Below are 14682 nucleotides of genomic sequence, written 5' to 3'. Positions count from 1 at the left end.
CTCAGGGGAGTGGGCGCACGGTAGCCGTCTGCCGCGGTCTTCGTTCGTCTGCCGCGGTCTTGTAGTGGCAAAGTGCCTCGCATACCGGGCCCTGACCCACTACAGCACCGCGGCAGACGGGACGGGGACGCCCGTCACTCCTGCCGGCCGACGGGCACCACCATCGGGGCACCGCTGGCGGGGCAGGGAACGACCAGGCACTCCAGTCCGAACACCTCGCTCACCAGCGCGGTGTCCACGATCTCGGCAGGTCGGCCCTCGGCGACGATGCGACCGCCCTTCATCGCCACCAAGTGGTGGGCGTAGCGGAAGGCGAGGTTCAGGTCGTGCAGCACGACCACGATAGTGGTGTTGTTGCGGCGGTTGAGCTCGGCCAGCAGGTCGAGCAGCTCCATCTGGTGGTTGATGTCGAGGTAGGTGGTCGGCTCGTCGAGCAGCAGGAGGTCGGTGCCCTGCGCGAGGGCCATCGCCACCCAGACCCGCTGCCGTTGACCACCGGAGAGCTCGGCGACCACCCGGTCGGCGAGGTCTCCCGTGCCCGTCGCATCCAGCGCCGCAGCGACGGCCGTGTCGTCGGCGGCCGACCATCGGCGGAACCATCCCTGATGGGGATAGCGGCCACGGCCGACCAGGTCGCCGACGGTGATCCCGTCCGGCGCTACCGGAATCTGCGGGAGCAGCGCCATCAGCTTGGCCACGTCGAGGCTGCGCAGATCGGCCAAGGCGGCACCATCGAGGAGCACCCGCCCCGACGCGGGTGTCAGCAGGCGTGCCAGGCCGCGGAGCAGGGTCGACTTCCCCGAGGCGTTGGCGCCCACGATGACGGTGATCTTGCCGTCGGGGATCTCCAGGTCGAGGTCCTCGACCACCGGCCTGCCGTCGTAGCCGAGCGCGAGTCGTTCGGCACGCAGTTCGTGTGCGGTCATCCGCGTCGACCTCCTGCATTGACACTGACCAGGAGCCAGATCAGGAACGGTGCCCCCACGAGGCCGGTGACCACGCCCGTCGGGAGCACGACCGGCATGAACTGACTGGCGACCAGGTCGGCTCCCATCACCAGAGCCGCGCCCACGAAAGCGGACGCCAGCATCGACCCGCCGGCGGAGCCCAACAGGCGAGCGGAGATCGGCCCCGACATCAAGGCGACGAACGGAATGGGCCCAGCCACCGCAGTGGCGAAGCCGACCAGCACCACGGCCATCACGATGAGCAACAGCCGGGCCACCTCCACCCGGCTGCCGAGGGCGATCGCCTGGTCGTCGCCGAGCTCCAGCGCGCCCAGTGGCCGGTCGAGCAGCAGGGCCAGCGGGAGCGCGACGGCGAGCACCACGCACAGGATTCGCAGTTCGGCTGCACCGGCGTTGCCGACCGACCCGATCAACCACGCCATCGCGGCCCGGGCGTCGAAGACCTGGGCGCGGGCGAGCAGGTAGCCGACGAGCGCCTCCATCATGGCGGCGGTGCCGATGCCGATGAGGATGAACCGGAAGCCGGTGATCCCGTCGCGCCAGGCGAGCAGGTAGATCAGCAGCGAGCTCACCGCCGATCCCACCAGCGCTGCGCCGGACACCCATAGGCCACTCAGATGAGCGAGCACGATCGCGGCGGAGGCGAACAGTGCGGCGCCGGAGGACACACCGACGAAGTCGGGAGAGGCAAGCGGGTTGCGCAGCATCCGTTGGAAGAGCGGGCCGGCGAGCCCGAAGGCGAGCCCGACCGCTAGCCCGGTCGCGGCAGTCGGCAGGCGGAGCTCACGCACGACGAAGTCGGTGATCGGGTCCTCGCGCAGTCCGAGCAGCGACGTCACGGCGTCCAGTGGCGAGATGTAGGTCGATCCGATCCCCAACGTCACCACGAACAGAGCCAGGGCGAGCAGACCGGCGCCCCCCGTGACGAGCAGCCATCGCCGCGCCCTGCCACGTCGAGCCGCTCGGGTCAGCTCGAGAGCGTCCGGGGCACCGGCGCCCGGGAGATCCAGGGCGGTCATAGCTGAGCCAGGTTCTTGTAGCGGACGAGGCCGATGAACACGGGGGCACCCAGGATGCCGAGGACGACCCCGACCTCGAGCTCGCCGGGCGAGACGATCAGTCGGCCGACGATGTCGGCGATCAGCATCACGCCGGGCGAGAGCACCGCGGTGTAGGCGAGCACCCAGCGGTAGTCCGGCCCGACGATGGCGCGCGCTGCCTGGGGCACGGCCAGCCCGAGGAAGACGATCGGTCCACACGCGGCGACCGCAGCCCCACAGAGCACCGCGACGATGGCGAACAGCACCTGCCGCGCCCGCCGTACGTTCACCCCGAGACCCGAAGCCATCTCGTCGCCGAGAGCCAACCCGTTCAGCACGCGTCCCGAGAAGAGGGCCACAATGCTGCCGACGACCAGGAACGGTGCGGTCTGCTGCAGCACGGTCCAGTAGCGACCCGCCAGCGAGCCGACCTGCCAGAAGCGCATCTCGTTGAGAGCCTCGAGGTTCGCGATCACGATCGCCGAGATGAGTGCGTACAGGCCCGCGCTGACCGCGGCGCCCGCCAGCGCCAGCTTGACCGGGGTCGCGCCTTCGCGGCCCAGCGCCGCGATGGAGTAGACCACCACTACCGCGATGCCGGCGCCGACGAAGCCGAACCAGATGTACGTCGTGAGGCTCTGCCGCCCGATCAGGGCAATGGCGACCACGATGGCGGCCGCCGCACCGCCGTTGACGCCCAGGATCCCCGGATCCGCGAGCGGATTCCGGGTGGACGCCTGCAGGATGGCGCCGCTCAGGCCGAGAGCGATCCCAGCGGTGAGCCCGATCAACGTGCGCGGCACCCGCATCTCACGGATGACCGTCTGCCCGGTCGAGTCGGGGTTGTAGTCGGCAAGTGCGTGCCAGATCGTCCCCACACCGACGTCGCGGGTGCCCAGCAGCACGCTGCCGAGCACGACGACGCCGAGGACAGCGATCAGCAAGATCAGGCCGATCGTCAATCGCGGCGCGCCGCCCCGGGCCCGCGGCGTGGGCTCCGGGTCGGCGCGCCGGACGTCGAGAGTGCTGCTCACCTCCGTGAGGCTACGAGCCGACGTTGGTGTCCGCCTGCCCGATGGCGGCGGTGAGCGTGTCGAGCTGATCGGCGTAGTCGCCATAGGTGTGCACCCAGTAGCCGGGCCATGGTGTGACGGCGCCGGCCTTCGCCGCTGCGATCTTGTCCCAGGTCGGTTGCGCCTCGCCGGTCTTGAGGTTGTCCTCGTAGCCGCGATCGTCGACCAGGAGCAGGTCGGGCTGGTACTTGTCGGCCTTCTCCCAGGACACGGTCTCCCAGTAGGGGAATCCCTTGTCGGGCGACTCCGGGTCGATCACGTCCAGGCCCCAGTCCTGGAAGTCGGTGAGCGAGGTGGAGTACTGCGGGACCGCGACGTAGAGCGCGTCCTCGGTAGGCGCGACGGCGAGCGCGGTCAGCCCGGGCTTGTCCGCCACTGCCTGCTTGAACGCGGCGAGCGCGTCCTCGAAGTGGTCGCGGTCCTCGGCGTACTCCCCGCTGTCGACGTCCACGCCCAGGCTCTTCGCGAAGCCGTCGTACCACTGGATCAGCTCCAGCAACGAGCCCTCCTGGCTGCCGCCGATGACGGGTGCCAGTTTCGCCACCTTGAGCGATTCCTCGTCGACGCCCTCCTCGAAGCCCTGATAGGCCTCCTGGGGTGGCCACCAGTCCGCGAGGATCAGGTCCGGTTGCAGCTCGGCGACCTTCTCGGCGTCGATATGGCCCCACTCTTCACCGACGATCGGGATGTCGGAGATGTCCTGGTCGGCCAGCCCGGGCTCCCACTTGATGTCCTGGGCGAGGTAGATGCCCACCGGCCGAATGCCGTAGGCCAGCAGTCCGCCGGCCTCGGCGGCACTGGCCACGATGCGCTCGGGCTTGTGGTCCAGGGTGATCGTGTCGCCGTTGCCGGACACATAGGACCACGACGTGTCGGCGCTGGCCTCACTAGACTCGTCGTCCGAGCCGCAGCCGGCAAGAGCGAGGCCCGTGGTGAGCGCCAGTCCGAGAAGGACGGGGGCGGGGGTACGGCGCAGGTTCACCTGGCATGCCTTTCTAGTCTGGATAAGGCAAGCCTAACCTAACGGGAGATTCATCAATCGTCCGGGGACGGTACGGGAGTCCCCCGGCGCCGGTCTGCTGACGCAGTGCTGGTCGCCGGTGGCGCTGACCGAGAGGCAGCGACGACCGGAGAGCACCGCCGTAGTCGGGGTTGCTGACCGGGTGGCCGGAGGCGGCTCACGCCCCGCGTTCTCGGTTGTCGCGGTCGGTTCGCGCTACGTGTGGCAGGTGAAGGATTCGAACCTTCGAAGCTTTCGCGACGGATTTACAGTCCGCTCCCATTGGCCGCTCGGGCAACCTGCCGTGTCCGTCACCCGGCTTGGCCGGGCGAGAACGAGAAGGAACAATACCTCAGGGCGCACCCCCGGACGAAAACGGTCGAGCCGCCGCGACAGGGCCTCGACCACACGCGAAAACAGACCCAAGGAGAGAGAGCAGCCCATGGCCGACTCGTCGTTCGACATCGTCAGCAAGCTCGACCACCAGGAGGTCGACAACGCCCTCGGCCAGACGGCTCGTGAGGTCGCCACCCGGTTCGACTTCAAGGGCACCGGAGCCACCATCGCCTGGCAGGGTGACACGGCCATCGAGATCAGTGCCTCGGCCGACGACCGCGCCAACGCCGTGCTCGACGTGTTCAAGCAGAAGCTGATCAAGCGAGGCCAGAGCCTGAAGATTCTCGACGCCTCCGAGCCCCGCCAGTCCGGCCAGCAGTCGAAGATCGCGATCGCCCTCAAGGAGGGCATCTCCTCGGAGAACGCGAAGAAGATCGCCAAGCTCATCCGCGACGAGGGCCCCAAGGGCGTCAAGGCACAGATCCAGGGCGACGAGCTCCGGGTCTCTTCCAAGAAGCGCGACGACCTCCAGGCGGTGATCGCCCTGGTCAAGGAGCAGGACTACGACTTCGCGGTTCAGTTCACCAACTACCGCTGACCCTGCCTCCCGGACAACGGCATGCGCTCCGGTCGCCCGAGCGACCGGAGGGTATGACGTCTCGCGGAGTCAGGCGGTGGCGACCAGGTCGTCGGAGCTGGGTGCTCCCGTGGCCGGGATCATCGTGGCGCCGGAGGCGGGGGTGAGCCAGACGGTGGCGCCCTCGGCGAGCCCGAGGCCCTGCGCGTGGGTGCGGGTGAGGACCACCTGCACGTCGGCCCCCGGCACCGTGTGCACGGTCAACCGGGCCTCGAAGCCGACCCGCAGCACCCGGGTGACGGTGCCCTGGACCGCGTTCGGCTGTGCCCTGGTTAGGGACACGTCGATGTCGTGAGGGCGCAAGGTGAGGTCGCCGAGCCGGGTGGTCTCCCCGAGGAAGCCCATCACGAACGGGTTGGCGGGCTCGTCGTAGAGCTGGTCGGGCGACCCGATCTGTTCGATCCGACCCTCGTTGATCACCACGATGCCGTCGGACACCTCGAGGGCCTCCTCCTGGTCATGGGTCACGAAGATCGTCGTGACGTGGACCTCGTCGTGCAGGCGGCGCAGCCAGTCACGCAGCTCCTTGCGGACCTTGGCGTCCAGCGCTCCGAACGGCTCGTCGAGCAGCAGCACCGACGGCTCGACCGCGAGCGCCCGGGCAAGCGCCATCCGCTGACGCTGCCCTCCGGAGAGCTGGGAGGGGTAGCGGTCGGCGAACTGCGAGAGGTGCACCAGGTCGAGCAGCTCGCTCACCCGGCGACGCACCTCGGCCTTGGGCCGCTTGCGGATCTCCAGCCCGAACGCGACGTTCTTTGCCACGCTCATGTGCTTGAAGACCGCGTAGTGCTGGAAGACGAAGCCGACGTTTCGCTTCTGCGCGGGCAACCCGGTCGCGTCCACCCCCTCGATGGCGACCGTGCCCTCGTCGGCCTGGTCCAGGCCGGCGATGATGCGCAGCAGCGTCGACTTGCCGCCGCCGGAGGGGCCGAGCAGTGCGGTCAGCTCTCCGGAGGGCAGGCTGACGGATACGTCGTCGAGGGCGACGAAGTTGCCGAAGCGCTTGGTGACGCCGTGGATGTCGATGCTCATGAGTGAGATTCCTTCGGACGAAGAAGCGAAACGATGATGATGCAGATCACCGACGCCGCAGCGAGGACGAAGGCGATGGAGTAGGCCGTAGCCTGGTCGAAGTTCTGGTACTTCTGCTCGACGATGAGCGTGGCGGTCTGGGTGCGATCGGTGATGTTGCCGGAGACGACCTTGACCGCCCCGAACTCACCGAGCGAGCGCGCCAGCGACAGGACGACGCCGTACACGACCGCCCACTTGATGCTGGGCAGCGTGATCCGCCAGAGTGTTTGGCGCCCGGTTGCGCCGAGGCTGCGGGCAGCCTGCTCCTGGTCGTCGCCGAGCTCGGTGAGCACGGGCACAACTTCTCGGATCACCAGCGGCAGCGCCACGAAACAGGTCGCCATGATCATGCCGGGAGCGGCGAAGATGACCTGGAAGCCTGCCCGCTCCAGCGCCGGTCCGAACCAGCCGGTGCGCCCGTTGTAGACCAGCAGGAGCGCAAGGCCGACGACGACCGGCGAGACCGACAGCGGCACGTCGATAAGAGCAGACAGCACTCGCTTGCCGGGAAACTCGTAGCGCACCAGCAGCAAGGAGATCGCCAGCCCGAAGACGGTGTTGACGAGCACCGCCCAGAACGCGATGCCGAGCGTCAGGTTGAGCGCATGCACCACGTCGGGCTTGGTGAGCGACTCGAGCATCGCACCCACTCCGTCCTGGAAGGCGCCACGGACGACGAGTGCCACCGGCCAGAGCACCAGCATGAAGACGTAGCCGATCACCAGGATCCGCAGTGTCCACCGCGCGGGAGAGAGCTCAACCACGACGGGCCACCTTTCGCTGGACGATGTCGAGGCAGACGATCACCAGCAGAGCCACCGCCAGCATGACCGTGGCCAGACTGGCAGCCGCGGCCTGGTTGCCGCCCTCGATGAAGGTCAACACCCGCACCGAGACGACCTCGGTGTGGAAGGGCAGGTTTCCCGACAGCAGCACCAAGGAGCCGTACTCGGCGATAGCGCGGCCGAACGAGAGCGCCGACCCGGCCGCAATCGCCGGTGCCAGGCTCGGGAAGATGATCCGCCGCAGGATCGTGGCGCGACGGGCACCCAGGGACGCGGCGGCCTCCTCCACATCGTGCTCCAGCTCCTCGAGCACCGGCTGCACCGTGCGCACCACGAAGGGGAGCGTGACGAAGGCCAAGGCCAAGAAGACAGCCACCTTGGTGCTCGCCCAGTTGACTCCGATCGGGCTGCGCGGGCCGTAGAGGGACAACAGCACCAAGCCGGCGACGATGGTGGGTAGCGCGAACGGAATGTCGATCACCACGTCGAGCACCCGCTTGCCGACGAATCGGTCACGCACCAGGACCCAGGCGATGAGGGTGCCCATCACCGCATTGATGAGGGTGACGAGGACGGCCTGGCCGACCGTGAGCCGGAGAGCAGCCAGCGTCTGCGGGTTTGTCAGCGTCTGCCAGTACGCCGCCCAACCACCCTCCGCGGCCGTCACCACCAAGGCTGCGAGCGGGATCAGCACCAACAGGCTGAACCAGGTGACCGCGATGCCCAAGCTGAGCGTCGAGGCCGGCGTCAGCGTGCTGACCGGCCCCTCCCGGCGCGCGGTGGTGTCGCGCGCCGGGGTGACCGTCGTAGCGGCCGTGCTCACTCAAGCGTCCCGGTGTCTTGCTGGAGCTTGGTGATGATGCCGTCGTTCTCGTCGAAGAACTTGGTGTTGGCATCGGCCCACCCGCCGAAGTCGTCGTCGATGGTGTAGAGCTTGCTCGGCGTCGGGAAGGGGTCGGACGGGTCGTTGGCACCCTTGACCTCGGGAAGGGTCACCCCGTCGATCACGGGGCGCAAGCCGGACTTGGCGTAGTCCGCCTGGCCTTCGGCCGAGGTCATGAAGTCCAGCAGGTCCTGCGCCTTGGGATCGGCGTCCTTCAAGACGGCGGCGGGGTTCTGGATCAACAAGGTGTCGTCAGGCACGAGGTAGTCGACGTCAGCACCGCTCGCACGGGCAACGATCGCTTCGTTCTCATAGGAGAGCAGCACGTCACCGTTTCCTTCGGTGAAGGCGGTGGTGGCGTCGCGGCCCGAACCGGGCAGCGCGATGGTGTTCTGCAGCAGCTTCTTGACGAAGGTCTGCGCCTCCGCCTCACTGCCACCGGCGCCGACGACGTGGGCCCACGCCGCCAGGATGTTCCACTTGGCAGAGCCGGAGGAGGCCGGGTTCGGCGTGATGATCTCCACGCCGGGCTTGATCAGGTCGTCCCAACCCTTGATGTTCTTCGGGTTGCCTGGCCGGACCACGAAGGAGACGACCGACGAGGTTGCGATCCCCTTGGTCGCGTTGTCCTTCCAGTCCTCGGCCACCTGTCCGGAGTCGACGAGCCGGGTCATGTCGGGCTCGAGCGAGAAGTGCACAAGGTCGGCGTCCAGTCCGCCCTCGACGGCGCGACTCTGGTCACCCGAAGCGCCGTACGACGTGGTGATCTGCACGTCCTTGCCGGCATCGGTCTTCGCGAAGTCTGCGAAGACCGGGACGTTGGCTGCCTCCAACACGGAGAAGCCCACCACGCTCAGATCCGTGGAATCTGAGTCGCTGCCGCTGCTCGATGCCTTGGTCGAGGCGCAGCCGGCCAGGGCCAGCGAGGCCGCGACAAGAGTCGCAGCGATGACACGTGAGCGCATGGAGGCTCCCTTTCATATAACGCATGGCTTTCATGCGTCTGTTAAGTTACTCGACTTGTTTACTCGACTTTATCGTCTAAGGCAAGTTGGCGCGCCCGCCACGGACGTGGTCTGGATCACTCGCCAGAGATGTCGGCCCACCAAACCGTGAACGCTGCGTCGGCGCCGACCCCGCGCGGGCTATCGTGGTGGGCTGAACGGGCACTCGTTTGGCGAAGGAAGCAGGGAACACGCGGTGACCAAGAGGGTCAAGCAGCTCGATCGGGTCATCATCAGGTTCGCCGGCGATTCGGGTGACGGGATGCAGCTCACCGGCGACCGGTTCACCCACGAGTCCGCGTCGTTCGGCAACGATCTCTCGACGCTGCCCAACTTCCCCGCCGAGATCCGCGCTCCGCAAGGCACGCTGCCCGGAGTCTCGTCGTTCCAGGTGCACTTCGCCGACCACGACATCTTGACCCCGGGCGACGCACCCAACGTGCTGGTCGCCATGAACCCGGCGGCTCTACGGGCCAACCTGCCCGACGTGCCGAAGGGCGCAACCATCATCGTCGACACCGCCGACTTCACCGCGCGCAACCTGACCAAGGCGGGCTACTCGGACAACCCTCTCGACGACGACTCCTTGGACGCCTTCGCCGTCCACGCCCTCGATCTGACCGGCATGACGATCGAGGCGGTCAAGGAGTTCGGACTGACCCGCAAGGACGCCTCCCGGGCCAAGAACATGTTCGCCCTCGGCCTGCTGTCGTGGATGTACGGCCGCCCCGTGGACTCGACCCTGAGGTTCCTCAAATCCCGGTTCGCCCGAGTCCCCGAGATCCGCGATGCCAACCTGGCGGCCTTCAGGGCCGGCTGGAACTTCGGCGAGACCACCGAGGCGTTCGCCGTCTCCTACCAGATCGACCCCGCTCCGATGGCCGCCGGCAACTACCGCAACATCACCGGCAACCTCGCCCTGGCCTACGGGCTGGTCGCAGGCGGGGTCCAGGCCGGGCTCCCTGTCTTCCTCGGCTCCTATCCCATCACGCCCGCCTCCGACATCCTGCACGAGCTGAGCAAGCACAAGTCGTTCGGCGTGACCACGTTCCAGGCGGAGGACGAGATCGCCGGGATCGGCGCCGCGCTCGGGGCGTCCTTCGCCGGCAGCCTCGGGGTCACGACCACCTCCGGCCCGGGCCTTGCCCTGAAATCGGAGACGATCGGGCTCGCCGTGATGACCGAGCTTCCGCTGATCGTCATCGACGTGCAGCGTGGTGGCCCGTCCACCGGCTTGCCGACCAAGACCGAGCAGGCCGACCTGCTGCAGGCGCTGTTCGGCCGCAACGGCGAGGCGCCGGTGCCGGTGATCGCCCCCCAGTCGCCGGGCGACTGCTTCGACGCGGCGGTGGAGGCAAGCCGGATCGCCGTCACCTACCGCACGCCCGTGCTCCTGCTCTCCGACGGCTATCTCGCCAACGGCTCCGAGCCGTGGCGGATCCCGGACGTCGGCGAGCTCTCGACCATCGAGCCGGACTTCGCCACCGAGACGAACACCACCGTCTCGGGGAAGGCCGAGGGCGAGCAGGTGGCCGCGTTCTGGCCCTACCTGCGCGATCCCGACACCCTGGCTCGGCCCTGGGCCGTGCCCGGCACCCCCGGGCTCGAGCACCGCATCGGCGGGCTGGAGAAGGCGGACGGCCACGGCAACATCTCCTACGACCCGGCCAACCACGACCTGATGGTGCGACTGCGATCGGCCAAGGTGGAGCGCATCGCCGACGACTACGCCCCGACCGAGGTCTACGACCCCTCCGGGCGCGCGAAGGTGCTGGTGATCGGCTGGGGCTCCACCTACGGACCGATCGGGGTCGCCTGCCGACGAGTACGCCGCGCAGGCTACGACGTCGCCCAGCTCCACCTGCGCCACCTGAACCCGCTGCCGACCGACCTGGGCGACATCCTGCGCCGCTATGACCGAGTGCTGGTGCCCGAGATGAACCTCGGCCAGCTGTCGATGCTGCTCCGCGCTCGCTATCTCGTCGACGCCGTCGGCTACAACAGCGTCCGCGGGCTGCCACTCCAGTCCGCCGAGCTGGTCGACGCCATCGGCGCTCTGCTCACCGAGATCGAGGGCGCCGAGGTCGACCTGTCGCCCGAGCGCACCGCCCGTCGATCCCACACCGAGGAGGTCGGCTCGTGACCGCCACCGAACTGCCGTTCCCCGGCCTGCACAGTGGCATCGACGGAGTGCCGACCCTCGACGGCGCCCAGACCGCACGGGAGTACACCTCGGACCAGGAGGTCCGCTGGTGCCCCGGTTGCGGCGACTACGTCATCCTCAAGGCAGTACAGAGCTTCCTGCCCGATCTGGGACTGCGCCGCGAGAACATCGTGTTCATCTCGGGCATCGGCTGCTCCTCTCGCTTCCCCTACTACCTCGACACCTACGGCATGCACTCCATCCACGGGCGAGCGCCCGCCATCGCCACGGGGATCGCGACGGCTCGAGAGGACCTGTCGGTCTGGGTCATCACCGGAGACGGCGACGCACTGTCGATCGGCGGAAACCACCTCATCCACGCGCTGCGTCGCAACGTGAACCTCAACATCCTGCTGTTCAACAATCGGATCTACGGCCTGACCAAGGGGCAGTACTCCCCCACCTCCGAGCCGGGCAAGGTGACCAAGTCCACCCCGATGGGCTCGGTCGACTACCCCTTCAACCCGATCTCGCTAGCCCTGGGCGCGGAAGGCACCTTCGTGGCGCGCACGGTCGACTCCGACCGCAAGCACCTGACCGCCGTACTCTCCGCCGCGGCAGCCCACCGCGGGACCTCGTTGGTCGAGATCTACCAGAACTGCCCGATCTTCAACGACGGCGCCTTCGACGCCATCAAGGGACCCGGCTCCGAGGACGCGCTCATCAGGTTGGTGCAGGGTGAGCCGATCCGGTTCGGCGCTGACGGCGCCAAGGGGCTGATCCGCGACCACGCCACCGGCGGGGTGAAGATCGCCGAGGTGGCCGAGGTCGGCGAGAGCGCGCTGCTCGTGCACGACGCGCACAGTCCGGATCCGTCGACGGCGTTCGCGATCTCCCGGTTGACCGACGCGGGCCACCTCCACCGGGCGCCCGTGGGCATCTTCCGGCAGGTGGAACGGCCGACGTACGACGACCAGGCCCGCGCTCAGGTCCACCACGCAGAAGCCGCCGCCGACGGCACCCGAGCCGAACGGCTCGCGGCGCTCATCGGCGGCGGCGACACCTGGACCGTGGCCTGAGCGGTCCCACCAGTAGGGGCCTCCAAAGCCTGGATCCGCGGAGTCTCTGACTGCGGGTCAGAGGGTGTAGGTGTACCAGATGCTCGAGTAGGACACGTCATACCCACCTGAGGCCGGCACCATCGCCCGCCAGTACCACTTGCCCTTGCGCGGTGCGGGCACCTGCTGGCGGTACTTGTTCTTGGCGTCGGTCTTGACCTTCTTGAACTTCTTGAACTTGCACTTCGGCTTGCTCGGGTCGCAGGTCGCCTTCTGGATCACCAGCTTCTTCTTCTTGTAGTCCTGGACCTTGCCCTGGAAGAAGAGCTTGTTGTGCTTCTTGACGATCTTCGCGCCCACCTTGCGAGTGCCAGCAACCTTGCTGGCTGGCGTGGCGTCGGCGACTGGCGCGATAGCGACGGCGGCCGGGCCCAGGACCATGGCGCCCGCCGCGAGCAGTGCGGCGAAACGAACCCTCATGTCTCCCCCTTGTGTGTGATGTGGGATTTCCTTGCTGAGACGTCCGCGCGCGGGCACCAAGGCCAAGCCGGCACACCCCGCGAGAACGCTCCCTCCGCACCCTATGCTGAGTCGGTGTCGGAGGCGCATCGCGGTTTGCTCTTCGGGATCGTGGCCTACCTCATCTGGGGCGCCTTCCCGCTCTACTTCCCGCTCATGGAGCCGGCGGGCGCGCTGGAGATCCTTGCCCACCGGGTGCTGTGGTCCTTCGTCGTGATGGCTGTGCTCGTCGTCCTCGCCGGGCGGACCGCCGAGTTCCGAGCAGTGCTGCGCCCGCAGCGCGCGACCGCCATGTTGGCGGTGGCCGGGATCACGGTCAGCCTGAACTGGTCGACCTACATCTGGGCGGTCAACAACGGGCACGTCGTCGAGTCCTCGCTCGGCTACTTCATCAACCCGCTGGTCAGTGTCTTGATGGGCATTCTCGTGCTCGGCGAGCGCCTGCGACCCGTGCAGTGGGCTGCGATCGGCGTAGGCGTCCTCGCGGTTGCTGTCCTCGCCGTCGACTACGGACGGCCGCCCTGGGTCGCGCTGGTCCTCGCGCTGACCTTCGGCACCTACGGCCTGGCCAAGAAGCTCGCCGGGGTCGGCGCGGTCGAGAGCCTCGCCTTCGAGACGATGCTGGTCGCCCCCCTCGCCGTCGGCTACCTCGCCTGGCTGACCGCTCAGCACCGATCCACCTTCGCGACCGAGGGCCTCGATCATGCCCTCCTGCTGGTCTCGCTCGGCTTGGTGACCGCCGTACCGCTCACCTTGTTCGGCGCAGCGACGATCCGGATCCCCCTGGTCAGCATCGGGCTCTTGCAGTACGTCGCCCCGGTGCTCCAGTTCGCCCTCGGCGTGCTGTGGTTCCACGAGCCGATGCCGCCCGGCCGGTGGATCGGCTTCCTGCTCGTCTGGCTCGCCCTGGCACTCCTCACCGTCGAGGCCATCCGCAACCACCGCCACCAACTCCGCGACACCGCCGAGGCCACCGCCCTCTAGTTGCTCGCCGTGGACGGGCTGATTGGCACTCCGGTGGTCCGAAACTGCATCCCACCCCATCTCCCGCGGCGCTGTGGTGGCTGAGGGCCCGGTATACGAGGCGGTCACCCCCCACAAGGGCGCGGCAGATGCAAGAAGACCGCGGCAGAACTCACCCGACGCTGGTCAGCTGGTCCGGGTGGCCACCAGGTCGGCGAAGGCCTCGAGGGCGTCGCGGACCGCGCCGGGCGGGACCACGTTCAGCCGCTCCTTGGCCTCGGCGGCCTGACCGACGACGTAGTCGCGAGCTCGTTGCATGGCGGGGTGTGTGCGCAGCAGGCGGAGTGCCTCGGCGTGCAGCGCATCGTCACTCAGATCGGCGTCGAGCAGCTCAAGCAGTCGGGTGTCGGCGGGGTCGGTGGACGCCTTCGCCATCAACACCGGCAGCGTGGGGACGCCCTCACGGAGGTCGGTGCCGGGAGTCTTGCCGGACTCGACGGAGTCCGAGGCGATGTCGAGGATGTCGTCGGACAGTTGGAAGGCCGATCCGACGATCTCGCCGTACTCTGTCAGCGCGCGCTGCACGTCGGCCGTCGCGCCGCCGAAGATCGCGCCGTATCGCGCCGAGGTCGCGATCAGCGACCCGGTCTTCCCGGCGACGACGTCGAGATAGTGCTCGATCGGGTCCTCGCCCGGCCCCACCGCCACCGTCTCCTGGATCTGGCCCTCGACGAGGCGAGTGAAGGTCTGGGCCTGGATGCGTACGGCGTCAGCCCCCAGCTCGGCGGTGAGCTCGGAGGACTTGGAGAACAAGAAGTCCCCGGTGAGGATCGCGACGTGGTTGTCCCAGCGGGCATTGGCCGAGTCGGCTCCACGACGGAGGGCCGCTTCGTCCATCACGTCGTCGTGATAGAGCGAGGCGAGGTGGGTCAGCTCGACGACACAGGCAGCGGTGATCACGCCCGGGTCGGCGGGCCGCTCCCCGGTCTCGGCCGCCAGCAGGACCAGGAGCGGGCGCACCCGCTTGCCCCCGGCGGCCATCAGGTGCGAGGCGGCCTCGGTGACGAAGGCCGCTCGACTGCGCACGTGCCCGGCGAGCTCCTTCTCGACCAGCGCCATCCGCTCGGTCAGCCGCGCGGCGAGCTCCTCGTCGAGGACCGGCAGAGCCAGGCCCTCGGTCTGGGTCCTCTGCTCAGCAG

General features: G+C 68.3%; 14 protein-coding genes and 1 tRNA gene. 4 read left to right on the top strand and 11 right to left on the bottom strand.

The genetic code is table 11. The features are described from left to right. Nucleotides 1–134 precede the first annotated feature (134 nt). The 5 genes from QM714_RS15715 to QM714_RS15695 form a co-directional block, all read right to left on the bottom strand. Nucleotides 135–926: an ABC transporter ATP-binding protein gene (locus tag QM714_RS15715; RefSeq protein WP_415102227.1), complete on the bottom strand. Its 792-nt coding sequence runs from the start codon at nt 924–926 to the stop codon at nt 135–137. Then, on the bottom strand, nt 923–1987 hold the full coding sequence (locus QM714_RS15710) for a FecCD family ABC transporter permease (protein WP_415102225.1): 1065 nt from the start codon (nt 1985–1987) through the stop codon (nt 923–925). The genes QM714_RS15715 and QM714_RS15710 overlap by 4 nt, the downstream gene beginning before the upstream one ends. Continuing rightward, on the bottom strand, nt 1984–3042 hold the full coding sequence (locus tag QM714_RS15705) for a FecCD family ABC transporter permease (RefSeq protein ID WP_415102223.1): 1059 nt from the start codon (nt 3040–3042) through the stop codon (nt 1984–1986). The genes QM714_RS15710 and QM714_RS15705 overlap by 4 nt, the downstream gene beginning before the upstream one ends. A 10-nt stretch (nt 3043–3052) precedes the next feature. After that, a complete protein-coding gene (locus QM714_RS15700; protein ID WP_415102221.1) occupies nt 3053–4063 on the bottom strand; it encodes an ABC transporter substrate-binding protein in 1011 nt (336 codons plus the stop codon). 241 nt (nt 4064–4304) lie between these two features. Next, nucleotides 4305–4385: transfer RNA gene (locus QM714_RS15695), tRNA-Tyr, on the bottom strand. Nucleotides 4386–4523: 138 nt separating this feature from the next. On the opposite strand from QM714_RS15695, the gene QM714_RS15690 reads away from it, so the two are divergent. After that, a complete protein-coding gene (locus tag QM714_RS15690; protein WP_415102219.1) occupies nt 4524–5015 on the top strand; it encodes a YajQ family cyclic di-GMP-binding protein in 492 nt (163 codons plus the stop codon). Nucleotides 5016–5084: 69 nt separating this feature from the next. Here QM714_RS15690 and QM714_RS15685 read toward each other — a convergent pair whose 3' ends face one another. The 4 genes from QM714_RS15685 to QM714_RS15670 are packed head-to-tail and all read right to left on the bottom strand — an operon-like array spanning nt 5085 to nt 8761. Then, nucleotides 5085–6086, bottom strand: coding sequence for a sulfate/molybdate ABC transporter ATP-binding protein (locus QM714_RS15685; protein WP_415102217.1), 1002 nt, complete (start codon nt 6084–6086; stop codon nt 5085–5087). Continuing rightward, the gene (locus QM714_RS15680; protein WP_415102215.1) at nt 6083–6892 is read right to left on the bottom strand and encodes a sulfate ABC transporter permease; all 810 of its coding nucleotides are present in this window, start codon (nt 6890–6892) and stop codon (nt 6083–6085) included. Before QM714_RS15680 ends, QM714_RS15685 begins: the two co-directional genes overlap by 4 nt. Then, entirely contained in the window at nt 6885–7736 is an 852-nt protein-coding gene (gene cysT, locus QM714_RS15675) for a sulfate ABC transporter permease subunit CysT (RefSeq protein WP_415102213.1), read from the bottom strand. Before cysT ends, QM714_RS15680 begins: the two co-directional genes overlap by 8 nt. Further along, complete coding sequence (locus QM714_RS15670) at nt 7733–8761, bottom strand: sulfate ABC transporter substrate-binding protein (RefSeq protein WP_415102211.1); 1029 nt, start codon at nt 8759–8761, stop codon at nt 7733–7735. Before QM714_RS15670 ends, cysT begins: the two co-directional genes overlap by 4 nt. Before the next feature lie 235 nt (nt 8762–8996). On the opposite strand from QM714_RS15670, the gene QM714_RS15665 reads away from it, so the two are divergent. Then, nucleotides 8997–10943, top strand: coding sequence for a 2-oxoacid:acceptor oxidoreductase subunit alpha (locus tag QM714_RS15665; RefSeq protein WP_415102209.1), 1947 nt, complete (start codon nt 8997–8999; stop codon nt 10941–10943). Then, nucleotides 10940–12022 (top strand): 2-oxoacid:ferredoxin oxidoreductase subunit beta, encoded by a 1083-nt coding sequence (locus QM714_RS15660; RefSeq protein ID WP_415102207.1) that lies wholly within the window; start codon nt 10940–10942, stop codon nt 12020–12022. The genes QM714_RS15665 and QM714_RS15660 overlap by 4 nt, the downstream gene beginning before the upstream one ends. A 57-nt stretch (nt 12023–12079) precedes the next feature. On the opposite strand, the gene QM714_RS15655 is transcribed toward QM714_RS15660, so the two are convergent. Next, complete coding sequence (locus tag QM714_RS15655) at nt 12080–12481, bottom strand: hypothetical protein (protein ID WP_415102205.1); 402 nt, start codon at nt 12479–12481, stop codon at nt 12080–12082. A 114-nt stretch (nt 12482–12595) separates the two neighbouring features. Between QM714_RS15655 and rarD the strand changes: the two genes are divergently transcribed. Next, nucleotides 12596–13504, top strand: coding sequence for an EamA family transporter RarD (gene rarD / locus QM714_RS15650; RefSeq protein WP_415102203.1), 909 nt, complete (start codon nt 12596–12598; stop codon nt 13502–13504). Between the two features lie 165 nt (nt 13505–13669). Here the strand turns inward: rarD and QM714_RS15645 are convergent, their stop codons facing one another. Further along, complete coding sequence (locus QM714_RS15645) at nt 13670–14602, bottom strand: polyprenyl synthetase family protein (RefSeq protein WP_415103045.1); 933 nt, start codon at nt 14600–14602, stop codon at nt 13670–13672. Between the last annotated feature and the right edge of the window lie 80 nt (nt 14603–14682).

The organism is Nocardioides sp. (genome assembly GCF_047602075.1).
Classification (GTDB): domain Bacteria; phylum Actinomycetota; class Actinomycetes; order Propionibacteriales; family Nocardioidaceae; genus Nocardioides.
The sequence above is the reverse complement of the archived record's forward strand: the minus strand, read 5'-3'. Positions and strand labels throughout refer to the sequence as shown.